The following is a 25,749-nucleotide window of genomic DNA, read 5'->3' as shown; positions in this document are numbered from 1 at the left end:
GGCTGAAGACACGACGAGCCCATCGACGCGGCATCCAAAAAGGATCTGCGATCGGACCAGCAACCGCCACCGTCAGCTATTGCGCACAAGATCGTAAGACCTGTAGTTCTACTCATTCTTGTCAATCGCTGGGCGAGGCAAAGTGGCGGCAGACCATGGGGATACCTCACCTGGAACGGCTCCGGCGGGCCCGCGACCTGCTCGCCCTCAAGGGCCATCGGGTGAGCGGAACCCGGCTCGCCTGCTACAGCGGCGCGGGCTTCACCGCTGACCTGCACAAGGCCGCCGACTCGGAGAACATCCTGCTGGACCTACCCACCCTCTACGCAGCTCCCTCTTGATCGCTCGACTTGCCAGGCAGATGGGCGAATGCGGCGTCAAGATACGCCCAGGTGCCTGGCAAGTCGGATGATCACGGGCGGCGGAGGGACTCGTAGACGGCGACGAGCTTCGAGGTGACCACGTCGGGGTGGAAGGTCTGCTCGTAGCGGGTGCGGGCGGCCTCGGACAGGGTCGGGGCGGCCTTGAGGGCGTCGGGCAGCGCGGCGGCCCAGTCCTCGACCGTGGGCGGCACCGCGAACCCGGCGTTGTCGATCAGGTACGGGATGCCGCCGAGGGTGGTGCCGATGACCGGCCGGCCCGCCGCCAGCGCCTCGATGATCACCGTGGGCAGCACGTCGTGCCAGGTCGACGGGGCGGCGAACATGGCCGAGGCGCGGAACGCGGCGCGTACCCCGGCCCGGTCCTGCGGGCCGAGGAACTCCACGTCGGTGCGCTCGGCCGCGGCCTGCTCGGCCAGCGGGCGCAGCTCGCCGTCGCCGACGATGCGCAGCGTGCCCAGCGAGCCCTCCGGGTGCCGCCGCCAGGCGTCGAGCAGCAGGCCAAGGCCCTTCTCCGGGGACAGGCGCCCGACGAACAGCAGGCCCTCGCCGGGCGGGGCGGGGCGGCCCGGGTCGTCGACGCCGTTCGGCTTGACCACGATGCGCTCGTCGGGGATGCCGAAGTCGCGCAGGTGGTCGGCGATGGCGCCGGTCAGCGCGATGTACCGGTCGACCGAGCGCCAGGTGCCGCGGTGCACGGCGAGCGTGGTCGCCATGATCGTGCTCTGCACGGTGGAGCCCCGGTAGCACTTGTGCTTGATCGCCGGCAGCGCGAACGCCTTGCCGCGGCACTCGTGGCAGGCCTGGCCGTCGCGGAAGTAGAGCCCGGGGGCGCACACCTGCCGGTAGTTGTGCACGGTCTGCACCACCGGCACCCCGTGCGCATGCGCGGTCCGCACCACCCACGGCGACAGCAGCGGGTACGGGTTGTGCAGGTGCAGCACGTCCGGCCGCTCCCGGCGGATGAGCGCGGTGAGGTCGCGCTGCGCGGCCGGGGCCCAGATCGGGGAGATCGGCAGCAGCACCTTCTGCGCCGCGGACAGCGACGGGATGTCGTCGGAGTTGCGCAGGAACGGCAGCACGGTGACGCCGGCCGCGGCCAGCTGCGCCATCTCCTGGTCGACGATGACGTTCTCGCCCGAGGGCAGCTCGGAGCGGTACCTGTTGTGGGCGACGACGACCTTCACTTGCTGCTCCCTGCTCGGTTGTCGATAGAACGGTAGCGTTAGCGCCGTGCCAGAGTTGCCCGAGGTGGAGGCGCTCGCCGCGTACCTGCGTGAGCGAGCCGTCGGCCAGCGCGTCGAGCGGGTCGACGTAGCGGCCATCAGCGCCCTGAAGACGTTCGACCCGCCCCTGCCGGCCGTGCACGGCCGGACGATCACCGGCGCCGGCCGGCACGGGAAGTTCCTCGACATCGAGCTGGACGAGCTGCACCTGGTGGTGCACCTGTCCCGCGCGGGCTGGCTGCACTACCGCGACCAGCTGCCCGACACGATGCTCAAGCCCGGCGGCAAGGGCCCGATCGCGCTGCGGGTGCGCCTCGGCGACGGCTCCGGCTTCGACCTGACCGAGGCCGGTACGCAGAAGCGCCTGGCGGCGTACCTGGTGACCGACGTGCAGCAGGTGCCCGGGATCGCCCGGCTCGGGCCGGACGCGCTGAGCCTGGACTTCCCGGCCTTCGTCGAGCTGATGCGCGGGCGCAACACCCTGATCAAGGGAGTGCTCCGCGACCAGCAGGTGATCGCCGGGATCGGCAACGCGTACTCGGACGAGATCCTGCACCGGGCCCGGTTGTCGCCGTACACGCAGGCGGCGCGGCTGACCCCCGGCCAGCTGGAGAGCCTGTACGACGCGATGCGGGAGATCCTGACCCAGGCCGTGGAGCGGTCGGTCGGGCAGAAGGCGGCCACGCTCAAGGCCGAGAAGCGCGCCAACCTGCGGGTACACGGCCGCACCGGGCAGCCGTGCCCGGTCTGCGGGGATACGGTGCGTGAGGTCTCGTTCGCCGATTCGAGCCTGCAGTACTGCCCGACGTGCCAAACAGCGGGTAAACCGCTCGCGGACCGTAGGCTTTCCCGGCTCCTGCGCTAGTGTCGCCCACAGCCCGGTTCGTATAGTGTGCCGGTCCTGAGGCTACGGATGACACGGTCGCAACACGGTGTCTCCCGCCGGACAAACCATGCGAGACTTAACGTTGTGGGCGACACCCGTCCTGCCGCACGTTCCGATCGCAGGGCTGCAGCACTGACCGGCACCACCGGGCAGGAACGTGACGCACGGGAGGACCCAGGTGAGGTGACGACGAGCCTGAAGCACCCGAGCTCCGTGCCCAGACGGTCGAATGTCCCGGACTATGTGGCCGACCGATACGAGCTGCCCCCCGTGCCGAAGACCAACGGCGTGGCGCGCAACGCGTTCGCCCGCCCCACCGCCCGCCGTGCCCGCTGGCACCGGCCGTACCTGCTCAGCCTGATCTTCGCCGACCTCCTCTGCGCCGCCGCGGCCAGCTGGACCGCGATCTCGCAGTTCGAGATCAACCGGGTCACCTCCGGTTTCGACGAGATCGTCCAGTTCCAGGTCGTGGCGTACGGCTTCATGCCGCTGCTGTGGCTGCTGCTGCTGTGGGGCAACGGCGCCTACGACCGGCGTGTCATCGGGCTGGGCACCGACGAGTTCAAGCGGGTCTTCCGCGCCACCATCGCCGTCGCGGCGACGGTGTCGTTCGTCGCCTTCGGCTTCCAGAAGGGCGGCGGCGAGGGCCTGTCCCGCGGCACGGTCGCGTTCGTGATCCTCGCCGCGATGGCGTACATCATCGCCTCCCGGCTGCTCGCCCGGCGCGTGCTCTACCTGGTGCGCCGCCGCGGCCGGCTGGCCACGTACCGGATGCTGCTCATCGGCTCGCTGCCGGAGACGCTGTTCGTGTACAAGGTCGTCGCGCGCAACCCGCAGGCCGGCCTGGTGCCCGTCGCCATCCACCTCTCCGAGCACGTCCCCGCTTCCCGGCGGGCGCAGGCGCCGGTGCCGGTGTACTACGGCCGCGACCTCGTCGACCTCGTCCGCGAGCTGCGGGCCGACACCATCGCGGTGTGCGGCTCGGCCGGCGCGGAGCCCGACGAGCTGCGGCGCCTGGCCTGGCAGCTGGAGGGCACCGGCATCGACCTGGTGGTCGCGCCGCAGCTCACCGACATCGCCGGCCCCCGGGTGCACATCCGCCCGATCGAGGGCCTGCCGCTGCTGCACGTCGAGGAGCCGAAGCTCTCCGGCGTGGCGTGGCTGGCCAAGAACACGCTCGACCGGGTCGCCGCGGCGCTCGGCCTGCTCGTGCTGGCCCCGCTGTTCCTGCTGATCGCGCTGGCCATCTCGATCACCGACCGGGGCCCGGCGTTCTTCCGGCAGCTGCGGGTCGGCCACGAGGGCCGCGAATTTAAGGTGTGGAAGTTCCGCACCATGTACACCGACGCCGAGGAGCGCAAGAGCAAGCTCGAGGCGCAGAACGAGACCGACGGCATGCTCTTCAAGATCCGCGACGATCCGCGGGTCACCCCGGTCGGCCGGTTCCTGCGCGCCAGCTCGGTCGACGAGCTGCCCCAGCTCATCAACGTGCTCAAGGGCGAGATGTCGCTGGTCGGGCCGCGGCCGCTGCCCGCCGAGGACGGCGACTACCTCGGCGACGTCCGCCGCCGGCTGCTGGTGCGCCCCGGCATGACGGGCCTGTGGCAGGTCTCCGGCCGCTCCGACCTGAACTGGGACGAGTCGGTCCGGCTGGACCTGTACTACGTCGACAACTGGTCGCTGGCGTACGACCTGAGCATCCTGTGGCGCACCGTCGGCGTCGTGCTGCGCCGCAAGGGCGCGTACTGACCGAAGGGCAGTCGCGGCCGGTCCCGGACTCCGGGGCCGGCCGCGACCCGTTTCAGCCGAAGACCGCGGTCAGATCCAGCTCGTACGGGAACGGCGTCGCGCCGCGCAGGGAGCCGGTGTGCTTCTCCTCGGACAGGTAGCCCGCCGCGGAGGGCTCGGTCAGCACCAGCACCTCTTGTGCGCGCGCATCGACGATCCAGTACTCGGGCACACCCGCGGAGGCGTAACCGTGCCGTTTGAGCACCAGGTCGTTGCTGGGATTGTTCGGCGACACCACCTCGATGACCAGCTTCGCGGCGGCGGCGGGCAGGGCAGGAAGTGTGGTGCCGAGCAGCACAGCGTCGAAAACGACCAGGTCCGGCACGAAGTATGAGGTGCCGTCTTCGCGCAGCACGCCAACGGTCTCGCAGACGGCCAGGACGTCCGGTGCCTGCCGGTCCAGCTGCCGACGCAACCGGTAGACCAGGTTGGCGTGCGGCATCGGAGGCGGAGGGGTCACGAGCAGGCTCCCGTCGAAGATCTCGTACCGGTAACCGTCGTCCGGCGCGTCGAGAAGATCCTCGAAATGCCAGGCGCCCAGCGGAAACCGGAGCAGTGGATGGGTCATCGTCGTCACCCGTCCTCTCTATCGACTCGCGTCTGGCATTTCCAGGGTGCCTCAGCCGTACCCCGTTAGTAAGTTTCCCTGCGTCGGGAATCAGCTGACGCTCATCGTCTCCGGAGGGTCAGGGCACAGGTTCTTCACAACTGGTACTGATGGCCACCACAGGTGACCGCTACAGTCCCTGCTCATGAGTGAACGTCGCGTCCTGGTGGTGGAGGACGATCCCACCATCGCCGGGTCGGTGATCGCGCGGCTGCGGGCCGAGGGCTTCGCCGTCGCGCACGCGGGGACCGGTCCTGCGGCGGTGGACGCCGCCGAGCGGATCAAGCCAGACCTGGTCGTGCTGGATCTGATGCTGCCCGGCTTCGACGGGCTGGAGGTCTGCCGCCAGATCCACCGGCAGACCTGGCAGGCGGGCCGGCCGGTGCCGGTGCTCATGCTCACCGCCCGCGACGACGAGAACGACCTGCTGGTCGGGCTCGCGGTGGGCGCCGACGACTACCTCACCAAGCCGTTCTCGCTGCGGGTGCTGGCCGCGCGGGTGCACGCCCTGCTGCGCCGCGCGGAGCGGACCGCCGCGCCGGAGGCCCCGATCAAGCTCGGCCCGCTGGAGATCATCCGGTCGGAGCGCCGGGTGCGCCGCGACGGCGCCGAGGCCCACCTGACCCCCACCGAGTACGACCTGCTGGTGTACCTCGCCGAGCGGCACCGGTCGGTGCTGCCGCGCGAGCGGCTGCTGGCCGAGATCTGGGGCTGGGCCGAGGGCTACGGCACCCGCACCGTCGACTCGCACATCAAGGCGCTGCGCCGCAAGCTGGGCGCGGACCTGATCCGCACCGTGCACGGCGTCGGCTACGCGCTGGAGGCCGAGCCCGCGTGATCGAACGGGTCCTCGACTGGCTCGCCGTCCCCATGTACCGGGTGCTGGGGCCGATCATCGTGTTCGCGAACCGGACGCTGGACCGGCTGCCGCGCCCGCTGGACCCGTTCCGGTCGATCAAGCTGAAGCTGGCCATCCTGCTCGGCATCTCCGGCGCCACCGGCCTGCTGGTGTTCTGGGGGCGGCTCGGCTTCGTCAACTGGCCGGTCGCCATCTCGGCCGCCCTGGTCGGGCTGATCACGCTGCAGGTGCTGGCGCACGGCATGACCAAGCCGCTGCGCCAGATGACCGCGGCGGCGCGGGCCATGGCGCGCGGCGACTACAGCCGCCGGGTGCGCGCCACCAGCCGCGACGAGGTGGGCACCCTGGCCCGCGCGTTCAACCTGATGGCCGCCGACCTCGCCGCCAGCGACCAGCAGCGGCGCGAGCTGATCGCGAACGTCTCGCATGAGCTGCGTACGCCGATCATGGCGCTGCACGGCGTGCTGGAGAACATGGTCGACGGCGTGAGCGCGCCCGACCCGGCGACGCTGCGCACCGCGCTGGCGCAGACCGAGCGGCTGGGCCGCCTGGTCACCGAGCTGCTGGACCTGTCGAAGGTCGACGCGGGCGCGGCGGCGCTGCACCGGGTGCCGGTGCCGGTGGCGGAGTTCCTGGCCACGGTCGTCGACGAGGCCGGGCTGAACGCGCCCGCCACCCGGTTCCGGCTGGACGGCGTGGTCGCGCACACCATCCACGCCGACCCCGCCCGGCTGCACCAGGTCTTCGCGAACCTGCTGGAGAACGCCGCCCGGCACAGCCCGCCCGGCGGCCTGGTCACGGTGAGCGCCCGCCCGGCCGGCGCCGACACCGTCTTCGAGGTGCTCGATCAGGGAGTGGGCATCGCGCCCGCCCTCCGGGAGCGGGTCTTCGAGCGTTTCACCCGGGGCAAGAACGCGCAGTCGCAGGACGGCGGCACCGGCCTCGGACTCGCCATCGCCCGCTGGGCGGTGGAGCTGCACCACGGCACGATCGCGATCGTCGATCCCCCCGGCGGGACCGGCTGCCGCATCCGTATCACGCTCCCCCAGAAGCCGATCCCTCATCAGTCGCCCGCAGAAGTCGGAGGCAACGATGTCCCACACCTCTCCGGAAGGCGCGTCACCGCAGCCTGAGGAGTCCCCACCTGCTGTGACGGAGGCGTTGGCGGCTGCCGAGCCGACTTCCGCCGAGCAGGCCGCGTCCCCCGAAGCGGTCACCGCGCCGGCCGGGCCCGTGTCGGCAGTGCCCGCCGCACCGGCCGAATCCGCGCCCGCCGTGGCCCAGGCCGGGACGGCTCAGACGGCTCCGGCTCCGGCTCCGGCGGCGGTCGCCGCGACGGCGCCGGTGCCGATCGCGGTGCCCGCGCAGCCGTACCCCGGGGACGCGGCGCGGTTCTCCCCGCTGCCGCCGCCCCCGCCGGGCTTCCTCGCCACCCGCTGGCAGGGGCCCGACTACGCGGGCGGCCCCGCCGCCTGGACCGCCGCGCTCATCGGCGGCCTGGCCACCGCGATCGCGCTGCCGCTGAGCCGGCCCGCCATCGGCTGGCTGCTGGTCGGGCTGGTCATGGTCGGTGCGACCTGGCACGCGGCCCGGTTCGGCCCGAAGCCGGACACGAAGGTCGAGCGCCTGATCCGGGTGGGCTGGGCGGTGCTGGCCGTCGCCCTGCTGGCCGTCGGCACCTTCCGCGACGCGGGCTGGCTCTACGTCTTCTGCGTGCTGGGCGCGGTGGCCTGCGGTTCGCTCGCGGTCGCGGGCGGGCACTCGGTGCGGGCCGTCATCGTCGGCATGCTGGCGCTGCCGCTGGCCGCCTTCCGGGCGATCCCGTGGCTGGGCCGGGGCCTGAGCGCCTGGCAGAAGACCCGCACCAAGGGCGGCACCGCCGGCCGGATCGTGCTGTCGCTGCTGGTCACCCTGGTCATGCTGGTGATCTTCGGGGCGCTGCTGGCCTCGGCCGACGCCGCGTTCGCCAAGCTGCTCGGCGATCTCATCCCGGAGATCAACGTCCGCTCGTTCCTGCGCCTGCTGATCTACACGACGATCGGCGGCCTGATCACCGCGGGCGCGATCTTCACGGTGCTGGCCCCGCCGGACCTGTCCGGTCTGGAGCGCCCGGCGACGCGGCGCATCGGCCGCATCGAGGTGGCCCTGCCGCTGGGCGGCCTGGTGCTGCTGTTCGCCGCGTTCGTGGCGGTGCAGCTGCGGTTCTTCTTCGGCGACAAGGCGTACATCCAGAAGACCAGCGGCCTGACCTACTCCGAGTACGCCGTGCAGGGCTTCGGCCAGCTGCTCGTGGTGACCCTGCTGACGCTGATGGTCATCGGGCTGGTGTCGCGCTGGGCGGTCAAGGAGACCGTGCAGGACCGGGTGCTGCTGCGCTCGCTGCTCGGCGCGCTCGTGCTGCTGAGCATGGTGATCGTCGGCTCGGCCGTGTGGCGCATGTGGCTCTACCAGAACACCTACGGCTGGACGCGCGAGCGGCTGTTCTTCGGCTCGGTCGAGCTCTACCTCGGCGGGGTGTTCGTGCTGATCGCGCTGGCCGGCTGGAAGCTGCGGGCGGCGTGGTTCCCGCGGGCGGCGGTGGCGGGCTTCGCCGGGCTGCTGCTGTTCCTCGGCGCGGCCAACCCGGAGCACTTCATCGCGGAGCAGAACGTCGAGCGGTTCGAGAAGATCGACTTCTACTACCTGCGGGCGCTGGGCCCGGACGCGGCGCCGGAGCTGGCCAAGCTGCCCCACCCGTACCGCAGCTGCGCGCTGAGCTGGATGATCGCCGACCTGCGCGACAACCCGGACCAGTGGTACGCGTGGAACCTCAGCCGGGCGAACGCCCGCGAGCTGATCGCCGAGATCGAGCACGAGATCTACCCGGCCGAGTACGCCTGCAAGAAGGCCCGGGAAGCCAACCGCAAGGTGAACGTGCGCGACTGATCCCACCGGCCCGGCCGCCCGTTCACGGGGCGGCCGGGCCGCTCCGGGCCCGTCTACAGTCGGACGCGTGACCGAGGACAGCGCTTTCGCCCTGCATGGGCTCGTCAAGACATTCGACGGAAAGGTCGCCGTGGACGGCGTCGACCTGTCCGTGCCGGCCGGCTCGTTCTTCGGCCTGCTCGGGCCGAACGGCGCGGGCAAGACCACGACCCTGTCGATGGCGGTCGGGCTGCTGCGCCCCGACGCCGGGCAGGCCCTGGTGCTCGGCCACGACGTGTGGCGCGACCCGGTCCGGGCGAAGTCGCTGATCGGCGTGATGCCCGACGGCGTACGCCTCTTCGACCGGCTCGACGGCACCGAGCTGCTCACCTACCAGGGCCTGCTGCGCGGGATGGCGCCGGACGTCATCGACGCGCGCGTCACCGAGCTGCTCGACGTGCTGGCGCTGGCCGACGCCGGCCGGACCCTCGTGATCGACTACTCGGCCGGCATGAAGAAGAAGATCGCGCTGGCCTGCGCGCTGCTGCACGCGCCGCGGCTGCTGGTGCTGGACGAGCCGTTCGAAGCGGTGGACCCGGTGAGCGGCGCGACCATCCGCGACATCCTCACCCGCTACGTCGCCGGCGGCGGCACGGTCATCTTCTCCAGCCACGTGCTGGAGGTGGTCGAGCGGCTGTGCAGCCACGTCGCGATCATGGCGGCGGGCCGCATCCGCGCCGTCGGCACCCTCGGCGAGGTGCGCGGCCAGCGCACCCTCGAAGAGGCGTTCGTCGAGGTGGTGGGCGGCCGCACCGCCACCGGGGCGGAGCTGTCGTGGCTCTGACGTTCGCGCGGCTGAAGCTGCGCGTGCTGCGCAACGGCTTCCGGGGCCGCCCCGGCAAGGTCCTGCTGTTCGTGCTGGGTCTGGTGGGCGCCGTCGTCTACGGCGGAATCGCCGCGCTGCTGTTCGCGGTGGCGCTGGCCGCGGACATCCCGGCGCTGACCATGCTCGCGCCCGCGTTCGGCGGTGCGGCGCTGGTCCTGGGCTGGCTGTTCCTCCCGCTGGTCTGGTTCGGCATCGACGAGTCGCTGGAGCCCGGACGGTTCGCGCTGCTGCCGCTGCCCAAGCCGGTGCTGGTGCGCGGCCTGCTGGTGGCGGCGCTGCTGGGCGTGCCCGCCGCGGCGACGCTGCTCGCCACGTCCGGCCTGGCCATCGGGGCGGCCCTGCGCGGCGGCCCCGGGCCGGGGCTGGTCGCGGCCGTGGGCGTGGCGCTGGGCCTGCTGCTGTGCGTGGTGCTCAGCCGCGCGGTGACCAGCGGCTTCGCCCAGGCGCTGCGGGCCCGCAAGACGCGGGACCTGGCCGCGGTGCTGCTGGCCGTGCTGGCCGCCTCGCTCGGCCCGATCCAGCTCGCGCTCACCTCGGGCGCGCAGCAGGTCGGCGCCGACCGCCTGGAGTCGGTGGCCGACGTGCTCGGCTGGACGCCGCTCGCCGCGCCGTACGTCGTCGGCGTCGACGCGCTGGAGGGCCGGTGGCTGTCGGCCGCGGCCCGGCTCGCGCTCACCGCGGTGACGATCCTGCTGCTCATGTCGTGGTGGGCGAGATCGCTGGAGTCGGCGATGCTCGGCGCCTCCGGGGGCGCGGCGGTGCGGACCCGCGTCGCGTCGGGCACCCCGGTCGCCCGGTTCTTCGGCCGACTGCGCCTGCCGCGCACCGCGTACGGCGCGCTGGTCGCGCGGGAGCTGAAGTACTGGGTGCGCGACGTGCGCCGCCGGGCCAGCCTGATCACCTTCGCGGTGATCGGCGTGTTCCTGCCGGTGATGACGAGCCTGAGCGACCCCCCGGCGAGCGGCGCGGTCGCGCAGGGCCTGCACGGCGGCACGATGGTGCTGGTCGGGGCGCTGGCCGGGCTGGGCATCGCGAACCAGTTCGGCTACGACGGCACGGCGTACGCCGCCCACGTGGTGATCGGCGTGCCGGGCCGGGTCGAGCTGCGCGCCCGCGTGGTGGCGTACTCGTGGATCATCGTGCCGCTCCTGGTGATGCTCGCCGTGCTCAACGCGGTGCTGCGCGGCGACCTGTCGGTGCTGCCGGTCATGTTCGGCACGCTGTTCACCGCGTACGGCACCGGGCTGGCGTGCGCCACGCACGTCTCGGTGTGGGCCGCCTACGCCCTGCCGGAGAACCAGAACCCGTTCGCGATCAACACCGGCTCGGGCATGGCCAAGAGCCTGCTCGCCATGGCGGCGTGGCTGGGCGGCATGGTGCTGGCGCTGCCGGTGCTGGTGCTGGTGCTGCTCGGCGGGTCCGTCGGCGCGGCGCTCGCGCTGCCGGTGGGCGTGGCGTACGGCCTGGCCGCGGTGTGGCTCGGCCTGGTCACGGCCGGGGACGTGCTGGACCACCGCCGGCCCGAACTGCTCACCGCGATCACTCCTCGCAACTGAGCCGACCTACGAATCTTCGGCTCGTGTTGCAGCTCACCTAATAATCGTTGGAGAAGATGGTGCCTCATACGATTAAATACTCGGCATGAGCATCATGAAGAAGATGCGGACGCGGAGCCGCAGCGCCGAGCAGATCCACCTGGAGCGCCCCCACGCCGAGCGCGCGCAGCGTCGCCGCGCCGCGGAGCTGGGCGACCCGATGGCGGCCGTTTTCATCCGGCTGCACTGAGACCTTTCTCCTCCTCCAAAAGCGTTGTGGCCCCTGTCCAGCCGTCCGGCCGGACCGGGGCCACAATGCTGAACGGCCCTCGGCGGGGACCACTCCCGGGTTCCGGTCGCGCGTGAGTACCGGTACGGTGGGCACGGCCGCCACCCCTCGGCTTCTGACCCCTGCGCTCCTTCCGCACGGCGTCGCCCTTGGGTCGGCGAGAGAGAAGGAGGCGTGCGCGTATGACGTCCGAGGCACCGCAGCAGCCCGGCTGGCCGCCGGCTGACGCAGCCGACCGCAAGGGTGGCTTCGGCCTGTTCGAGGCGCCGCCGGCGCCCGAGGAGTTCCCGGTCTTCACCCCGTACGGCAACGCGTCGGAGGCTGCCTTCCCGCCGGACTCCGTGGCCGACCAGCCCGCGGCGAGCTCCTTCGGCGGCTTCCCGGCCGACCCGGCTCCCGCGGCGCCCGCCGACGAGGCGCCCTACGTGCCGGCGCCCGCCGTCGTGCCGATCCCCGGCGTACGCCACGAGGTGTCCTCCTCGTTCGCCGCGCACGAGCCGTTCGTGTCGCCCGCGCCGCCCGCTCCCCCAGCCGAGCCGGACTGGGCCACGCAGCAGGACTGGTCGACGCCCGCCGCCGCGCCCGCCTGGGCCGAAGCGCCCGCGCAGCCCGAGTGGACGCCCGCCGCCGACCAGTGGTCCGCGCCGCCCGCACCGGCCGCGCCCGCCGACTCCTGGCCGCAGGAGCAGTCGTGGAACGCGCCGAAGGCCGAGCCCGCCGACCCGGAGTGGCCGGACTACTCGGAGTTCGAGCCCGGCTTCCCCCGGCCCGACGAGTCCGCCGCCGCGCAGGGCGCTCCCGCGCCCGAGTCGGGCCATGGCTCGGCGTCCTGGGCCGCCTTCGCCGCCGGCGACAGCCCGAAGCCCAGCGCGCCGACCGGCCCGTGGACCCCGCCGCCCGCCGTGGCCGCGCTCATGGACCCCGAGCCCGAGCCGCAGCCCGCCGCCCCGGCCTACGAGCCGGCCCCGGCGTACGAGCCCGCACCGTCCTACGAGCCCGCGCCGTCCTACGAGCCGGCCTCCTCCTACGAGCCTGCTTCGGCGTACGAGCCGGCGCCCTCGTATGAGGCTGCTTCGTCGTACGAGCCCGCGCCGTCGTACGAGCCCGCGCCGACGGCTTTCGAGCCGCCTGCCCCGGCGTACGAGCCGCCGCCGGCCGCCCCGGCCTACGAGCCCGCCCCGGCCTACGAGCCGGCGCCGTCCTACGACGCGCTGCCGAAGCGCGAGCCCGCGCCGTTCGAGCCCGCCGCGTACGAGCCCGCGTCCTCCTACGAGGCCGCCCCGGCGTACGAGCCCGCTCCCGCGTACGAGCCGTTGCCCAAGCGGGAGCCCTCGTCGTTCGAGGCCCCGCCGTTCGAGGCCCCGCCGGTGACGTCCGCGTCCGTGCCGGTGAGCACGCCGCCGGTCGCGTCCGCGTCGGTGCCGGTCAGCACGCCGCCGGTCGCGTCCGCGCCGGTGAGCCCGCCGCCGGCCATCCCGGTGACGCCGCCGCCGTCCGTCGCGCGGGCCTCGGTCGGCGTCGCCACCGCCTCGGTCCCGGCCGCCAGCCGCCTGACCCCGGGCGAGGACGCCCCGGCCGCCATGCCCAAGCCGCAGCCGCGGGTCTACGGTTCGGCCGCCGCCGGCGCGCCCGCCGACGACGCACCCGTGTCGCCGCCGCCGGTCCAGGCCGCCGCCGCCCCGGTCCAGGCTCCCGCTCCGGCGCAGGCCGCGGCGCAGGTGCCCGCCACCGGCGCGGGCCGGGCCACCGCACGGGTCACCGTGCCCAGCGCGCCGCCGGCCGCGCCCGAGCCGCAGGCGGCGCCGCCGATCGCGCGTTCGTCCACGGTGTACGGTGCGCCCACCCGCCCGGCGGAGCCCGCTCCCGCGCCGGCCACCGAGCAGGCCGCGCAGCGGCAGGCGCGCGGACACGCCTTCGGCGATCTGCTGCAGCCCGCGGCCGCGCCGCAGGCCGCCGCAGCACCGCCCGCCGTACCGCCCACCCAGGTCGCGCCGCAGCAGGCCGCCCCCCACCTGCCGCCGCCGATGGCCCCGCACCTGCCGCCGCCCACCGCGGCGCCGATGCAGCCGCCGGCCCGCCCGGTCGGCCCGCCGCCGGTGCCCGGCCTGGTCCCCGGCCAGCGGCCGCCGATGGACTCGCCGCCGCCCGCCGGTGGCGACCAGAACCGGTTCGACCGGTTCAAGTCCGAGGAGACCGGTGCCGTCGAGATCAAGCCGGTCCGCAGCGGTCGCCTGATCATCGGTGTCGTGGTCGGCTGCGCCCTGCTGCTGGCGCTGGCGTTCGGCCTGCTGATCGGCGTGGACAAGCTGATGGGCAACGAGGAGCCGGCGCCGACGTTCGGGGTCGGGGACTGCCTCAAGCAGTCTGGCAACGCCGCGGTCGCGGCCGGCTGCGGCGACGCGGGCGCCTTCAAGGTCGTGTCGGTCGGCGAGACCGTCGAGCAGTGCCCCGACAAGCAGCAGCCGCACGTCACGGTCGGCAGCAAGGTGCTGTGCCTCGGCCCGGCCACGCCCACCGGCGGCGGCCAGCCCTCGGCCGAGGCGACGCCCACCCCCTGATCGAGGTAAGCACCGGACGGCCCTGTGGTCATGACCACAGGGCCGTCTTATTCGTTCGCGCCGTGTCGTACTCGCCGACGAGACTGGCCGCATGTTGCGCGACGCCCTGCCCACGCGGCCCGAAGCACGCCGGATGCTCATCGGCACCGCCTTCTCCTCCCTGGGCCGGGGGCTGACGCTGCCGTTCCTGTTCATCTACCTGACCAAGGTGCAGCACCTGTCCGGCACCACCGTCGGCCTCCTCATCGGCTGGTTCGGCCTGCTCACCCTGACGTTCTCGCCGATCGGCGGCACGCTCATCGACCGGTACGGCGCACGCCGGGTGGTGCTGCCCGCGCTGCTGCTCGAGGCGGCGGGCATGGGCCTGCTGGCGCTGGTCGACAGCGCCTGGCTGGCCTGGGTCGCGCTGACCCTGGGCGGCCTCGGCGCCTCGGCGATCTGGGCCGGGCAGACCACGATCTTCACCTCGCTCACCGGCGACCAGGAGCGCCAGCGCGTCTTCGGCCTCCAGTTCGCGCTGCTCAACCTCGGCATCGGCGTCGGCTCGGCGATCTCGGGCTCCATCGTCGACGTGAACCGGCCGGGCACCTTCCAGCTCATCTACGTGCTGGACATGTTCTGCTACCTGGGCCCGTTCCTCATCCTGCTGTCCATGCCCACGGTCGGCCGGCGGCTGACCGCGCCCGGCGGCGACGGCGCCGCGAAGGGCGGAGGGTACGCCGAGGTCCTGCGCCACCGCCCGTTCCGCCGCCTCATCATCTTCAGCGTGCTGCTCACCGTGTCCGGGTACGCGCAGCTGGAGGTCGGCTTCACCGGCTTCGCCACCGACATCGCCGGGGTGACCCCGCAGATCATCGGCTACGCGTTCACCGCCAACACCGTGGTGATCGTGCTGGCCCAGCTCGTCGTGATCAAGAAGCTGCAGGGACGCAGCCGCACCCGCGCGCTGGCCACGGTCGGCGCCGTGTTCGCGACGGCCTGGCTGGTGCTCGGCCTCGCCGGGCTGGTCGACGGCACCAACGCGGTCGTCAGCGCGGTCGGCGTGGTGCTGTTCGGCGCGGTCTTCGCCACCGGTGAGACGCTGCTCGCCCCGATCAACCCCGCGCTGGTCAACGCGCTCGCCTCGGACGAGCTGCGCGGCCGGTACAACGCCCTCTCGGCGATGGTGTGGGGCCTGTCCGCGGTCATCGCCCCGGTCAGCGCGGGCCCGCTGCTCGGCGCCGGGCTGGGCGGGCTGTGGATCGTGCTGGTCATCGTCGGCACGCTCGCGGCCTCGCTGGTGGCCCTGTCCCTGCGCGGCCTGATCACCGCCGAGCAGGACGGCCTGCCCGCCCCCGCCGCACCGGCCACCCCGGTGCCCGCCAACGCCTGACGCCCGCGAGCGACGCTCCGCCCGTGCCGCCGGACGGCATGGCCGGAGCGTCGACCAGGCGGCTCAGGCCGATCTGTCGATCACGCAGAACAGGTTGCCGTCCGGGTCGGCGAGGACGACGAAGTCGGCGTCCTCGGGATACACCCAGTCCTCGACGACCCGGGCGCCGAGCGAGACCAGCCGCTCGACCTCGGCCCGCTGCTCCGCCGCGTCGGCGGCCCACAGGTCCAGGTGCGTCCGGTCGTCGCCGTCCAGGTGCAGCCGGGGCCCTTCGCCGCGCGGGTCGGCCAGGAAGTCCGGGTTGGCGGGGTCCGGCGCGTAGCCGAGGGCCTGTCCCCAGAACTCGCGCGCCCGCCCGAGGTCGCTCACGTTCCACACGATCGCTCCGATGGTCACCATGCCCGGAGTATCGCAACGCCCCCGGACATCCCCGCCTAGATCACTCGACTTGCCAGGCAACCGGGCGAATGGCGCGTCAAGATACGCCCAGTTGCCTGGCAAGTCGGCCGATCTTGGGCGCGGGGATCGGGATGACGCGCCCGTCTCGGAGATCACACCGGTGGCGCTGGACCGGGCCGGGCACCTGGATAGGCTTGCCGCATGGCGACGACCGCGCGTGTCCGCGCACCCGAGCTCCGCGGCCGAGGCTGGCTGAACACCGGTGGGCGCAACCTCTCCCTGGCAGACCTGCGCGGACGGATCGTCATCCTCGACTTCTGGACCTTCTGCTGCATCAACTGCCTGCACGTGCTCGACGAGCTGCGCCCGCTCGAGGAGAAGTACGGCGACGTGCTCGTCGTCATCGGGGTGCACTCGCCGAAGTTCGAGCACGAGCGCGACGCCGAGGCGCTGGCCGCGGCGGTGGAGCGCTACGGCGTGGAGCACCCGGTGCTCGACGACCCCGAGATGCTCATGTGGCAGCAGTACGCGGCCAAGGCCTGGCCGACGCTGTCGGTCGTCGACCCCGAGGGCTACGTGGTGGCGTCCATGGCAGGCGAGGGCCACGCGGAGGGCCTGCGCCGCCTGCTGGACCAGCTGATCGCCGAGCACGAGGCGAAGGGCACGCTGCGCCGCGGCGAGGGCCCGTTCGTGCCGCCGCCGCCGAGCGACACCCTGCTGCGCTTCCCCGGCAAGGCGCTGCCGCTGCCCGACGGCTCCGTGCTCGTCTCCGACTCGGCCCGGCACGGCCTCGCCCTGCTGGACGCGGACCTCGGCACGGTCACCGCCCGTGTCGGCTCCGGGGTGCGCGGGCGGGCCGACGGGCCGGCCGGGCAGGCGAGCTTCTCCGAGCCGCAGGGCCTGTGCGCGCTGCCCCCGGACGTCGCCGCCCTGGTCGGTTACGACGTCGTCGTCGCGGACACGGTGAACCACCTGCTGCGCGGCGTACGGCTGGCCGACCTGAACGTGTCCACGGTGGCGGGCACCGGCCGGCAGTGGCGGTCGAGCCTGGACGACCACGCGCACGACGCCCGGGCCATGGACCTGTCCTCGCCGTGGGACGTCGCCTGGTTCGACGGCAAGGTGGTCGTCGCGATGGCGGGTACGCATACCCTGTGGTGGTTCGACCCGGTCAAGCGCACGGTGGGCCTGTACGCGGGCACCACCGTCGAGGCGCTGCGCGACGGTGCGCTGGACCAGGTCTGGATGGCGCAGCCCTCCGGCCTGTCCGCCTCGCCCGACGGCCGCCGGCTGTGGCTCGCCGACTCGGAGACCAGCGCGCTGCGCTGGATCGAGGACGGACAGATGCACACCGCGGTGGGCCAGGGCCTGTTCGACTTCGGCCACGTGGACGGTCCCGCCGACCAGGCGCTGCTGCAGCACCCGCTGGGCGTGTGCGCGCTGCCCGACGGCTCGGTGCTGGTCGCCGACACGTACAACGGCGCGATCCGCCGCTGGCAGGACGGGGTGGTGTCCACCGTCGACACCGGCTTCGCCGAGCCCAGCGACATCGTGCTGGACGCCGGCGGCAACGCCATCGTGGTCGAGTCCGCCGCGCACCGGCTGGTGCGGCTGGCCCCGTCCGCGACGGCCGGGCTGGTCGACGCGGGGCGGCACAAGGTCGAGCGGCCGCCGTCGCAGCTGGCCCCCGGCACGGTCACCCTCGACGTGATCTTCACGCCCGCGCCGGGTCAGAAGCTGGACCGCAGCTTCGGCGACCCGACCCGGCTGGAGGTGTCCGCCTCCCCCGCCGAGCTGCTGCTGGAGGGCGCCGGGGTGACCACCGACCTGTCCCGCAGGCTGGTGCTGAACCCGGCGGTGCCGCGCGGCGTGCTGCAGGTGGTGGCCCAGGCCGCGACCTGCGACGCCGACGTCGAGCACGCCGCCTGCCACCTCACCCGCCAGGACTGGGGCGTGCCGATCGTCGTCGCCGCCGACGGCGCCGACCGCCTCCCGCTCATCCTCCGCGGCCTCGACGCCTAGGCCAGGAACGGGCGGAGCGGGACCTCGGCGGCTTCGAGGGCGTGGCGTACGGCGCGGGCGAGGACGACCGCGCCGGGGGTGTCGCCGTGCAGGCAGATGGAGTCGACGGCGTGCGGGAGCACGGTGCCGTCGAGGGCGATGACGCGCTGGTCGACCGCCATCAGCAGGGCGCGGGCCACCACCTCCTCCTGGTCGGTGATGACCGCGCCGGGTTTGGTGCGCGGCAGCAGCGTGCCGTCGGCCCGGTAGGCGCGGTCGGCGAAGCCCTCCGCGTAGACCGGCACGACCGCGTCCCCGGCGGCGGTGGCCAGCGGCGAGCCCGGCGCGCAGAGCACGGGCAGGCCGGTCGCCTGGGCGGCCTCGACGATGGCGTCCACGTGCGCGACCGCGTGGTAGAGCGCGCCGTGGGGTTTGAGGTACCGCACGCGAGCGCCCTCGGCCGCGGCCAGCGCCTGCAGCGCCCCGACCTGGTAGACGATCTCGTCGCGGAGCTGGCCGAGGTCGTACTCGATGAAGCGGCGGCCGAAGCCGGCGAGGTCGCGGTAGCCGACCTGGGCACCCACCGCGACGTCCTGGCGGGCTGCCAGCGCACAGGTGCGGCGCATGGTCGCGGCGTCCCCGGCGTGGAAGCCGCATGCGACGTTGGCACTGGTCACCACGTCGAGCAGGGCTTCGTCGTCACCGAGCTCCCAGCGGCCGAAGCCCTCGCCGAGATCAGCGTTGAGATCCATGGAAGACCACCCTAGTGCCCGGCCGCGCCTGCGCCAGCGGCCCGAGATCGGCGGGGTGCACGACGGCGATCACCGGATACCCGCCGGTGGTGGGGTGATCGGCGAGGAACACCAGCGGCCGCCCGTCCCCCGGCACCTGCACAGCGCCACCGACCAGCCCCTCACTCGGCAGCTCCCCCGCGACGGCGCGCACCAGCGGCGGCCCGTCCAGCCGCACCCCGATCCGGTCCCCCTGCCCCACCGTCCACGCCCCCCGCAGCAGCGCCGCGGGCTCCGCGAACCAGTCGTCCCGCGGCCCGAACCGCACCCGCAGCCGGATCTCCTCCCCCGGCGCGCACCACGGCACGAAGTCCACCCCGAGTGCGTCGATCTTGCGCGAACTGTGGGGGATATGCCCGTCTGATGCGTGTCGTCCCCACAGTTCACGCAAGATCGGCGCGGTGGGGGGTGCGGCGAGGGGGAGGCGGGTGCCGGGGGTGAGGGGGGTGGGGCCGAGGGCGGAGAGGGTGTCGGTGCTGCGGGAGCCGAGGACGGGTGGGGTGGTGATGCCGCCGGAGAGGGCCAGGTAGCTGCGGATGCCGTGGGTGGGGGTGCCGATGGTGAGGCGGCGGCCGGGCAGGAGGGCGAAGGCGGTGCCGTAGGGGGCGGGGCGGCCGTCGACGGCGAGGGGGGCGGGAGCGCCGGTCAGGGCGCACCAGACGGGCTGGTCGGTGCGCAGCGCCGCGCCGCCGTAGGTGAGTTCGAGGGCCGCGTCGGTGTCGGCGTTGCCGACCAGGCGGTTGGCCAGGCGCAGCGCGGCGGGGTCGAGGGCGCCGGAGCGGGAGACGCCGAGCTGGGCGTAGCCGGGGCGGCCCAGGTCCTGCACGGTGGTCAGCGGTCCGGCGACGAGCACCTCAAGCATCGGTGAACCTGACCAGCGTGCCGGGGGTCAGCAGCGCGGGCGGGTCGCGGTCCAGGTCGAACAGCACCAGGTCGGTGCGGCCGACGAGCTGCCAGCCACCGGGTGAGCTGCGGGGATAGATTCCGGCGTACGGCCCCGCGAGCGCGACCGACCCGGCGGGCACCCGGGTGCGCGGGCTGGCCAGCCGGGGCAGCCGGTAGCGTTCGGGCAGGCCGGTGAGGTATCCGAACCCCGGCGCGAAGCCGCAGAACGCGACCGTGAACTCGACTCGTTTGAGGACGTCCTCGGGCGGCGCGTCCCAGGCCCGCGCCACGGCGTCCCGATCCGGCCCGTCCCAGTGCACGGGCACGTCCAGCCGGCGGGCCGTGGTGGCCGTCGTCGCGCCGGGCGTGAAGTCATCCCAGCAGGGCCGTCCGGTGACGCCGCGCAGCAGCACGGTGCGCGCCGCGGGCACGATGTCCTCGCAGGCCAGCTCGCCGCGCTCGCGGGCGGCCCACAGCGTGCCGAACCACGCCGCCGGGTCGTCGACCTCCAGCAGCACCCCGTCCCAGCCGTACGACCTGACCAGCACGACGCAGATGTTACCGGCCTCACGCCGGCAGCTACGCATGAGTAACCTACGGTGCCGTAGCCTGGGGGGCATGACCGGCACTGCCACCCGACTGCGCCCCGTGGACATCGGCAAGCCGCGCATGCGCGGCTGGCTGCACGCGTACGCCTTCTTCGTCGCGCTGATCTGCGGGATCGTGCTCACCTCGATCGCCGCGTTCCGGCCCGGCACCACGCCCGTGGTCAGCGTCGCCGTGTACAGCCTCACCGTCTGCGGGCTGTTCGGCGTGAGCGGCCTCTACCACCGTCGGGTGTGGAGCGAGCGCGGCTACCAGATCATGCGGCGGCTCGACCACGCCATGATCTTCATCTTCATCGCGGGCACGTACACGCCGTTCTGCCTGCTCCTGCTGCCGCCCGGGAAGGCGGCACTGCTGCTGGCGCTGGTGTGGGCGGGTGCGCTGGGCGGCGCGGCCATGTCCCTGATCTGGCCGCACGCGCCGCGCTGGGTCTCCGCGCCGCTCTACCTCGCGCTGGGCTGGGTCGCCGTCGCCGTGCTGCCCGACATCCTGCACAACGGCGGCGTCACCGCGCTGGTCCTGCTGCTGGCCGGCGGCGCGGCGTACAGCGTCGGCGCGGTCTTCTACGCGCTGCGCCGCCCCGACCCGTGGCCCGAGGTCTTCGGCCACCACGAGTTCTTCCACGCCTGCACCCTGGTCGCCGCCCTATGCCACCACATAGCCATCTACTTCGCCCTCTTCGCCTGACCATGATCACCCGACTTGCCCGGCACATGGGCGAATGAGCGGTCAAGATACGCCCAGGTGCCTGGCAAGTCGGGTGATCTAGGCGCGGGCGGTGTGGGTGGCGACGAGTTTGGCGGTGTCGGTGGCCGACCAGTCGCCGTCGGGCTGGTGCACGGCGATGCCGCAGGTGCGCAGGCCGTCGGAGTCGACCTCGCCCCCGCCGGCGTCGAGCCGCTCGGACAGCTGCGAGATGGTCGGGTTGTGGCCGATCACGAGCACGGTGCGGTGCTCGGGCTCGACGGACTGGAGCAGCTTGATCAGGTCCTCCGGCGAGCCCTCGTACAGCGGGCGCTCGTAGTGGACCAGCGGTGAGCCGGCGCCGGCCAGCGCGACGGCCACCGAGTGCCAGGTCTGGCGGGTGCGTCGGGCCGGCGAGCAGAGCACGAGATCGGGGACGTACCCCTGATTGACGAGCCAGGCCCCCGCGGCGGCGGCGTCGGCGTGCCCGCGGTCGGTCAGCGGGCGATCGGTGTCAGGCAGGCCGACCGGGCGGTCGGCCTTGGCGTGACGCAGCAGCACCAGAGTGCGTGGGCGCGTTGCGGCGCCGGTCAGCGGAGCCATGTGCCCAGCTTGCCGCAGACGGCGCGGTTACGCATCCCAACTTCGGTGATAGCCCCGCGGCGGGTGGCTGATCCCGCATACGGGAGCGGCGCCCCCTCGCACATCGTGCGTGGCGAGGGGGCGCCGTTCACCTGTTGGTGGGATGGGTGCGGGGCACGGCGCGCCGTGCCCCGGGGGCTCAGAAGGCGGCCTCGTCCAGGTCCATCGCGTCGAGCGTGGCAAGCTCGACGACGCGCCGGTCGGCGGCCAGCCGCGGCAGCACCTCGCGCGAGAAGAAGCGCGCGGAGGCCACCACACCGGTGTAGAACTGCTGGTCGGCCGCGGACGGCGCGCCGGACAGGGCCTTGAGGGCCACGTCGGCGCGGCGCAGCAGCAGCCAGCCGACGACCAGGTCGCCCAGCGCCAGCAGCAGGCGGCGGGAGTGCAGGCCCACCTTGTACAGGGCGCGCGGGTCGTCGCCCTGCGACTCTGCCAGCCAGCCGGTGAACGTGCCGAGCATGCCCTGCACGTCGCCCAGGGCGGCGGCGAGCTGCGCCCGCTCCTCCTTGAGCTGGCCGTTGCCGGTCTCGTTGGTGAGGAACTCCTGGATCTCGCCGGCGACCGCCATCAGCGCCCGGCCGTTGTCCCGGACAATCTTGCGGAAGACGAGGTCGAGGCTCTGGATCGCGGTCGTGCCCTCGTACAGCGAGTCGATCTTCGAGTCGCGGACGTACTGCTCCAGGGGGTAGTCCTGCAGGAAACCCGAGCCGCCGTAGGTCTGCAGCGACTCGCTGCCCAGCAGCTCGAACGCCTTCTCCGAGCCGCAGCCCTTGACCAGCGGCAGCAGCAGGTCGTTGATCTTCGAAGCGCGCTTGGCGGCCTTCTCGTCGCCCGCGGCGGTGGCCAGGGTGACCCGGTCCTGCCAGTACGCGGTGTACGCGACCAGGGCGCGCAGGCCCTCGGCGTACGACTTCTGCAGCAGCAGCGAGCGGCGCACGTCCGGGTGGTGGGTGATGGTGACCCGCGGCGCGGCCTTGTCGGTCATCTGCAGCAGGTCGGCACCCTGCACCCGCTCCTTGGCGTAGGACAGCGCGTTCAGGTAGCCGGTGGACAGCGTGGCGATGGCCTTGGTGCCGACCATCATCCGGGCGTTCTCGATGATCATGAACATCTGGCGGATGCCCTCGTGCACCTCGCCGACGAGCCAGCCCTTGGCCGGCACGCCGTGCCCGCCGAAGGTGGTCTCGCAGGTGGTGGAGACCTTGATGCCCATCTTGTGCTCGACGTTGGTCACGAAGACGCCGTTGCGCTCGCCCAGCTCGCCGGTCTGCGCGTCGAAGTGGAACTTCGGCACCACGAACAGCGACAGGCCCTTGGTGCCCACCGCGTGGCCCTCGGGGCGGGCCAGCACGTAGTGGATGATGTTGTCCGACATGTCGTGCTCGGCCGAGGTGATGAAGCGCTTGACGCCCTCGATGTGCCAGGAGCCGTCCTCCTGCTTGACCGCCTTGGTGCGGCCGGCGCCGACGTCCGAGCCGGCGTCCGGCTCGGTGAGCACCATGGTGGAGCCCCACTTCTTCTCGACGAAGAGCTCGGCCCACCGCTTCTGCTCCTCGGTGCCCTCCACGTGCAGCACGTGCGCGAAGGACGGGCCGGAGCCGAACATCCAGACGGGCGCGTTCGAGCCCAGCACCATCTCAGCGAAGGCCCAGGTCAGGGTGCGCGGAGCGGAGCTGCCGCCGAGGGCGGGCGGCAGGTCCAGGCGCCAGAACTCCGACTCCATCCAGGTCTGGAAGGACCGCTTGAAGCTCTCCGGCATGGTCACGGTGTAGTTCGCCGGGTCGTACACCGGGGGGTTGCGGTCCGCGTCGGCGTAGCTCGCGGCCAGGTCGACGCGTGCCATGCGGTCGATCTCGCTCAGCACGCTGCGCGCGGTGTCGGTGTCGACCTCGGCGAACGGACCTTCGCCGAACGGCGTTTCGAACACCTCGAACAGGTTGAACTCGAGATCCCGCAGGTTGCTCTGGTAGTGGCTCATATTTCCCGCCCTCAGCGCATCGTTACCGACCAGTAAGTCCGACTGTATTACTCGCCAGTAACCATCGGCAAGCGAACTGCCGAGAAGTTCACATCACATCGGCGTGACGTTTTGGCACGGGACGCCCCACGTCGGCGGACGCATATGCCTCATAACGGACATATGCAAGTCGCCACGCCGTGGCCCGCAACCTTTCCATATCGACGTCGTTCTTCCGGGTGACGTGGGCACCCTCGGCCCATCGCACACAGGGGAGGAAAAATGATCGACAAGCTGCACAGGCTGCTGTTCGAGCCGCGCTACCCGGTCCGCTACATCGGCCGCCACCGGGCGCCCAGCGCACTGCCGATGCTCACCATCTCGGTGCGCCGCAGCCGGTCCGCATCCGTCGCCTGACCGCCCGGCGTCAGTTCGTCGCGCCCAGCTCCCAGCTGGGCACCGGCATGGGCGTCGGCTGCGACGGGCCCGCGTACTCCATCAGGATCAGCGCGATGTCGTCGTCGAGCCGGTTGTGCACCCATTCCAGCAGCGCGGACTCGACCGAGGCCAGGCCGTCGCCGACGGTGCCGTGGCCGAGCAGCTTCCAGGCCCGGTCGGTGATGGGGAAGAACTCGCCGTCGCGGCGCGCCTCGGCCAGGCCGTCGGTCAGCAGCAGCAGGCGGTCGCCGGGCTCCAGGCGCTCCACGCGGCTGCGTACCACCGGCATGAAACCCAGCGGCGGTGCCGGCGACGGAGGATCAAGGGTGATCACCTCGCCGCGCCGGATCAGGATCGGCGCGGGGTGGCCGCAGTTGACGATGGTCAGCGTGCCCCCGCGCTCCTCCACCAGGCAGGCGGTGACGAAGTCCTCGTCGCCGACGCTGCGGGCGACCGCGCGGTCCAGGTCGGCGACGATCGCGCGCAGGTCCGCCCGCTCGAAGGCGACATGGCGGTACGAGCCCAGCACGATGCTCGCCGTACGCACCGCGTCCAGGCCCTTGCCGCGCACGTCGCCGATGATCATGCGGACGCCGTACGGCGTGTCCAGGGCCTCGTAGAGGTCACCGCCGATGTCGGCGGCCGCGGTGGCCGAGATGTAGCGGCCCGCCACGGCCAGCGTGCCCACCTTCGGGCCCAGCGGCCGCAGCACCGCCTGCTGGGCGATGGTGGCCAGCTTGGCCAGCTCGGCGATGCGCTCGGCCTGCCGCTGCCGGACCACGGCCACCAGCGCCGCGATGCCGGTCGCCAGGCCGATGCCGATCACGTTGATGAACGAGGACAGGTCCGCCTGCTCCTGCTGCTGCGCGGCCTGCTGGGTGGCCTGGTGCGCGGTCATGCTGAACACGGCGAAGACGGTGCCCGCGGCGGTCGCCGCCCCACCCGCGATCAGGACCGCCTGCCACGGCGCGAACACCGCCGCGAGGAACGGCACCGTCGCCAGCAGCCCGACGAACCGGGCCACCCGGCCGTCCGCGAGCTCCACCGCGCTGATGAGCAGGAGCAGCACGAAGGCCGCGCCGAGTCCGGCGCGGATTCCAGGGCTTAGCGGGCGGCGGCCCGACAGGGCAAGTGGCATGCGTACGGCAACCAGCATGCCTGATCAACTCCGCCACACCGCTCAGTTTGTCTCGTCGGCGGATCGCATTCTGTCCGGTCGGATGAGACTACGTTTCACGAATTTTCAGAAACTGTTCTACCCGTTTCGGAAACTGCGGCGGCTGCGCAGGAAACAGGCAGCTCAGGCCGTGGGCCAGGTGCGCCAGTTCAGGTACGAGCGCGACGCCGTCGGGCCACGCTGCCCCTGGTAGCGCGAGCCGTTCACGGACGAGCCGTACGGGTGCTCGGCCTCCGACGACAGGCGCAGCACGCACAGCTGGCCGATCTTCATGCCGGGCCAGAGCCGGATCGGCAGCGTCGCCACATTGGACAGCTCCAGCGTCACGTGACCGGAGAACCCGGGGTCGATGAAGCCCGCGGTGGAGTGCGTCAGCAGCCCCAGCCGGCCCAGGCTCGACTTGCCCTCCAACCGCGCCGCCAACCCGTTGCCGAGGGTCACCACTTCCAGCGTCGACGCCAGCACGAACTCGCCCGGGTGCAGCACGAACGGCTGCCCGTCGGACACCTCGACCAGCGTGGTCAGCTCGTCCTGCTGCTCGGCCGGGTCGATGTGGGTATACAGGTGGTTGTTGAACACCCGGAACAGGCGGTCGAGCCGCACGTCGATGCTCGACGGCTGCACCAGGCTCGGCTCGAACGGCTCCAGCGTCAGCTGGCCCGTCTTGATCTCGGCCACCAGGTCCCGGTCGGATAGCAACACGCTGCGCAGCCTACCCGCCCGTCCCCCCGACGCTAGGAAGGGCACCTTATTACCCCTATGCGTGGTGGAAGGTGCCCTTCCTAACAGTGAGGATGATGTGTGGGAGTCCTCCCGGTCCGGTCTGACCCTCTTCCCAACTGACCTCGGGTCTTGGACGGGATCTGTCGACCGGTGCCG

Annotated in this window: 24 protein-coding genes; 14 read left to right on the top strand and 10 right to left on the bottom strand. The window is 72.7% G+C overall.

Annotated elements, in window-relative coordinates:
- Window positions 1–155: 155 nt before the first annotated feature.
- The gene (locus tag AB0J67_RS26600; protein ID WP_363486178.1) at window positions 156–341 is read left to right on the top strand and encodes a hypothetical protein; all 186 of its coding nucleotides are present in this window, start codon (window positions 156–158) and stop codon (window positions 339–341) included.
- A gap of 71 nt (window positions 342–412) precedes the next feature.
- On the opposite strand, the gene AB0J67_RS26595 is transcribed toward AB0J67_RS26600, so the two are convergent.
- Entirely contained in the window at window positions 413–1,567 is a 1,155-nt protein-coding gene (locus AB0J67_RS26595; protein ID WP_363486177.1) for a glycosyltransferase family 4 protein, read from the bottom strand.
- Window positions 1,568–1,613: 46 nt separating this feature from the next.
- Between AB0J67_RS26595 and AB0J67_RS26590 the strand changes: the two genes are divergently transcribed.
- Window positions 1,614–2,471 (top strand): DNA-formamidopyrimidine glycosylase family protein, encoded by an 858-nt coding sequence (locus tag AB0J67_RS26590; RefSeq protein ID WP_363486176.1) that lies wholly within the window; start codon window positions 1,614–1,616, stop codon window positions 2,469–2,471.
- A 234-nt stretch (window positions 2,472–2,705) separates the two neighbouring features.
- Window positions 2,706–4,241: a sugar transferase gene (locus tag AB0J67_RS26585; RefSeq protein ID WP_363486175.1), complete on the top strand. Its 1,536-nt coding sequence runs from the start codon at window positions 2,706–2,708 to the stop codon at window positions 4,239–4,241.
- A gap of 52 nt (window positions 4,242–4,293) precedes the next feature.
- Here the strand turns inward: AB0J67_RS26585 and AB0J67_RS26580 are convergent, their stop codons facing one another.
- Window positions 4,294–4,848 carry a Uma2 family endonuclease gene (locus AB0J67_RS26580; RefSeq protein WP_363486174.1) on the bottom strand — a complete coding sequence of 185 codons (555 nt, stop codon included), beginning with the start codon at window positions 4,846–4,848 and terminating at the stop codon, window positions 4,294–4,296.
- Window positions 4,849–5,032: 184 nt separating this feature from the next.
- On the opposite strand from AB0J67_RS26580, the gene AB0J67_RS26575 reads away from it, so the two are divergent.
- From AB0J67_RS26575 to AB0J67_RS26540, 8 genes are all read left to right on the top strand, one after another.
- The gene (locus AB0J67_RS26575; protein ID WP_363486173.1) at window positions 5,033–5,725 is read left to right on the top strand and encodes a response regulator transcription factor; all 693 of its coding nucleotides are present in this window, start codon (window positions 5,033–5,035) and stop codon (window positions 5,723–5,725) included.
- Between the two features lie 32 nt (window positions 5,726–5,757).
- On the top strand, window positions 5,758–6,879 hold the full coding sequence (locus AB0J67_RS26570; RefSeq protein ID WP_363486181.1) for a HAMP domain-containing sensor histidine kinase: 1,122 nt from the start codon (window positions 5,758–5,760) through the stop codon (window positions 6,877–6,879).
- Between the two features lie 16 nt (window positions 6,880–6,895).
- Window positions 6,896–8,671 (top strand): DUF4173 domain-containing protein, encoded by a 1,776-nt coding sequence (locus AB0J67_RS26565; RefSeq protein ID WP_363486172.1) that lies wholly within the window; start codon window positions 6,896–6,898, stop codon window positions 8,669–8,671.
- 67 nt (window positions 8,672–8,738) lie between these two features.
- Window positions 8,739–9,494 (top strand): ABC transporter ATP-binding protein, encoded by a 756-nt coding sequence (locus AB0J67_RS26560; protein ID WP_363486171.1) that lies wholly within the window; start codon window positions 8,739–8,741, stop codon window positions 9,492–9,494.
- Window positions 9,485–11,092, top strand: coding sequence for an ABC transporter permease (locus tag AB0J67_RS26555; protein WP_363486170.1), 1,608 nt, complete (start codon window positions 9,485–9,487; stop codon window positions 11,090–11,092). The genes AB0J67_RS26560 and AB0J67_RS26555 overlap by 10 nt, the downstream gene beginning before the upstream one ends.
- 85 nt (window positions 11,093–11,177) lie before the next feature.
- Window positions 11,178–11,321 carry a hypothetical protein gene (locus AB0J67_RS26550; protein ID WP_363486169.1) on the top strand — a complete coding sequence of 48 codons (144 nt, stop codon included), beginning with the start codon at window positions 11,178–11,180 and terminating at the stop codon, window positions 11,319–11,321.
- Window positions 11,322–11,542: 221 nt separating this feature from the next.
- Window positions 11,543–13,918, top strand: a complete 2,376-nt coding sequence (locus tag AB0J67_RS26545) for a hypothetical protein (protein ID WP_363486168.1) — start codon at window positions 11,543–11,545, stop codon at window positions 13,916–13,918.
- 91 nt (window positions 13,919–14,009) lie between these two features.
- Window positions 14,010–15,290 carry an MFS transporter gene (locus tag AB0J67_RS26540; RefSeq protein WP_363486167.1) on the top strand — a complete coding sequence of 427 codons (1,281 nt, stop codon included), beginning with the start codon at window positions 14,010–14,012 and terminating at the stop codon, window positions 15,288–15,290.
- A 63-nt stretch (window positions 15,291–15,353) separates the two neighbouring features.
- Here AB0J67_RS26540 and AB0J67_RS26535 read toward each other — a convergent pair whose 3' ends face one another.
- On the bottom strand, window positions 15,354–15,689 hold the full coding sequence (locus AB0J67_RS26535; protein ID WP_363486166.1) for a VOC family protein: 336 nt from the start codon (window positions 15,687–15,689) through the stop codon (window positions 15,354–15,356).
- Window positions 15,690–15,890: 201 nt separating this feature from the next.
- On the opposite strand from AB0J67_RS26535, the gene AB0J67_RS26530 reads away from it, so the two are divergent.
- Window positions 15,891–17,711, top strand: coding sequence for an NHL domain-containing thioredoxin family protein (locus tag AB0J67_RS26530; protein ID WP_363486165.1), 1,821 nt, complete (start codon window positions 15,891–15,893; stop codon window positions 17,709–17,711).
- Here AB0J67_RS26530 and AB0J67_RS26525 read toward each other — a convergent pair.
- The 3 genes from AB0J67_RS26525 to AB0J67_RS26515 are packed head-to-tail and all read right to left on the bottom strand — an operon-like array spanning window position 17,708 to window position 19,881.
- On the bottom strand, window positions 17,708–18,442 hold the full coding sequence (locus AB0J67_RS26525; RefSeq protein WP_363486164.1) for a 5-oxoprolinase subunit PxpA: 735 nt from the start codon (window positions 18,440–18,442) through the stop codon (window positions 17,708–17,710). The genes AB0J67_RS26530 and AB0J67_RS26525 overlap by 4 nt on opposite strands.
- Window positions 18,426–19,343 (bottom strand): biotin-dependent carboxyltransferase family protein, encoded by a 918-nt coding sequence (locus tag AB0J67_RS26520; RefSeq protein WP_363486163.1) that lies wholly within the window; start codon window positions 19,341–19,343, stop codon window positions 18,426–18,428. Before AB0J67_RS26520 ends, AB0J67_RS26525 begins: the two co-directional genes overlap by 17 nt.
- Entirely contained in the window at window positions 19,336–19,881 is a 546-nt protein-coding gene (locus AB0J67_RS26515; protein ID WP_363486180.1) for a carboxyltransferase domain-containing protein, read from the bottom strand. Before AB0J67_RS26515 ends, AB0J67_RS26520 begins: the two co-directional genes overlap by 8 nt.
- A 103-nt stretch (window positions 19,882–19,984) precedes the next feature.
- On the opposite strand from AB0J67_RS26515, the gene AB0J67_RS26510 reads away from it, so the two are divergent.
- Complete coding sequence (locus AB0J67_RS26510; protein WP_363486162.1) at window positions 19,985–20,659, top strand: hemolysin III family protein; 675 nt, start codon at window positions 19,985–19,987, stop codon at window positions 20,657–20,659.
- Between the two features lie 78 nt (window positions 20,660–20,737).
- Here AB0J67_RS26510 and AB0J67_RS26505 read toward each other — a convergent pair whose 3' ends face one another.
- Window positions 20,738–21,250, bottom strand: a complete 513-nt coding sequence (locus AB0J67_RS26505; protein WP_363486179.1) for a histidine phosphatase family protein — start codon at window positions 21,248–21,250, stop codon at window positions 20,738–20,740.
- A gap of 187 nt (window positions 21,251–21,437) precedes the next feature.
- Entirely contained in the window at window positions 21,438–23,276 is a 1,839-nt protein-coding gene (locus AB0J67_RS26500) for an acyl-CoA dehydrogenase (protein WP_363486161.1), read from the bottom strand.
- Between the two features lie 261 nt (window positions 23,277–23,537).
- On the opposite strand from AB0J67_RS26500, the gene AB0J67_RS26495 reads away from it, so the two are divergent.
- Entirely contained in the window at window positions 23,538–23,672 is a 135-nt protein-coding gene (locus AB0J67_RS26495) for a hypothetical protein (RefSeq protein WP_363486160.1), read from the top strand.
- Window positions 23,673–23,682: 10 nt separating this feature from the next.
- On the opposite strand, the gene AB0J67_RS26490 is transcribed toward AB0J67_RS26495, so the two are convergent.
- Together AB0J67_RS26490 and dcd are read right to left on the bottom strand one after the other, a co-directional pair.
- Window positions 23,683–24,849 carry a PP2C family protein-serine/threonine phosphatase gene (locus AB0J67_RS26490; protein ID WP_363486159.1) on the bottom strand — a complete coding sequence of 389 codons (1,167 nt, stop codon included), beginning with the start codon at window positions 24,847–24,849 and terminating at the stop codon, window positions 23,683–23,685.
- 144 nt (window positions 24,850–24,993) lie between these two features.
- Window positions 24,994–25,572 (bottom strand): dCTP deaminase, encoded by a 579-nt coding sequence (gene dcd, locus AB0J67_RS26485; protein ID WP_363486158.1) that lies wholly within the window; start codon window positions 25,570–25,572, stop codon window positions 24,994–24,996.
- Between the last annotated feature and the right edge of the window lie 177 nt (window positions 25,573–25,749).

Origin of the sequence: Catellatospora sp. NPDC049609, from assembly GCF_040675365.1 — a bacterium.
Lineage (GTDB): Bacteria > Actinomycetota > Actinomycetes > Mycobacteriales > Micromonosporaceae > Catellatospora.
This window is presented reverse-complemented; position numbering and strand designations above follow the sequence as displayed.

Coding starts and splice junctions, on each gene's coding strand:
- AB0J67_RS26500 (WP_363486161.1), bottom strand. CDS start 23,276: ATGAGCCACTACCAGAGCAACCTGCGGGATCTCGAGTTCAACCTGTTC.
- AB0J67_RS26525 (WP_363486164.1), bottom strand. CDS start 18,442: ATGGATCTCAACGCTGATCTCGGCGAGGGCTTCGGCCGCTGGGAGCTC.
- AB0J67_RS26490 (WP_363486159.1), bottom strand. CDS start 24,849: ATGCTGGTTGCCGTACGCATGCCACTTGCCCTGTCGGGCCGCCGCCCG.
- AB0J67_RS26550 (WP_363486169.1), top strand. CDS start 11,178: ATGAGCATCATGAAGAAGATGCGGACGCGGAGCCGCAGCGCCGAGCAG.
- AB0J67_RS26540 (WP_363486167.1), top strand. CDS start 14,010: ATGTTGCGCGACGCCCTGCCCACGCGGCCCGAAGCACGCCGGATGCTC.
- AB0J67_RS26510 (WP_363486162.1), top strand. CDS start 19,985: ATGACCGGCACTGCCACCCGACTGCGCCCCGTGGACATCGGCAAGCCG.
- AB0J67_RS26535 (WP_363486166.1), bottom strand. CDS start 15,689: ATGGTGACCATCGGAGCGATCGTGTGGAACGTGAGCGACCTCGGGCGG.
- AB0J67_RS26495 (WP_363486160.1), top strand. CDS start 23,538: ATGATCGACAAGCTGCACAGGCTGCTGTTCGAGCCGCGCTACCCGGTC.
- AB0J67_RS26545 (WP_363486168.1), top strand. CDS start 11,543: ATGACGTCCGAGGCACCGCAGCAGCCCGGCTGGCCGCCGGCTGACGCA.
- AB0J67_RS26580 (WP_363486174.1), bottom strand. CDS start 4,848: ATGACCCATCCACTGCTCCGGTTTCCGCTGGGCGCCTGGCATTTCGAG.
- AB0J67_RS26575 (WP_363486173.1), top strand. CDS start 5,033: ATGAGTGAACGTCGCGTCCTGGTGGTGGAGGACGATCCCACCATCGCC.
- AB0J67_RS26530 (WP_363486165.1), top strand. CDS start 15,891: ATGGCGACGACCGCGCGTGTCCGCGCACCCGAGCTCCGCGGCCGAGGC.
- AB0J67_RS26600 (WP_363486178.1), top strand. CDS start 156: ATGGGGATACCTCACCTGGAACGGCTCCGGCGGGCCCGCGACCTGCTC.
- AB0J67_RS26570 (WP_363486181.1), top strand. CDS start 5,758: ATGTACCGGGTGCTGGGGCCGATCATCGTGTTCGCGAACCGGACGCTG.
- AB0J67_RS26520 (WP_363486163.1), bottom strand. CDS start 19,343: ATGCTTGAGGTGCTCGTCGCCGGACCGCTGACCACCGTGCAGGACCTG.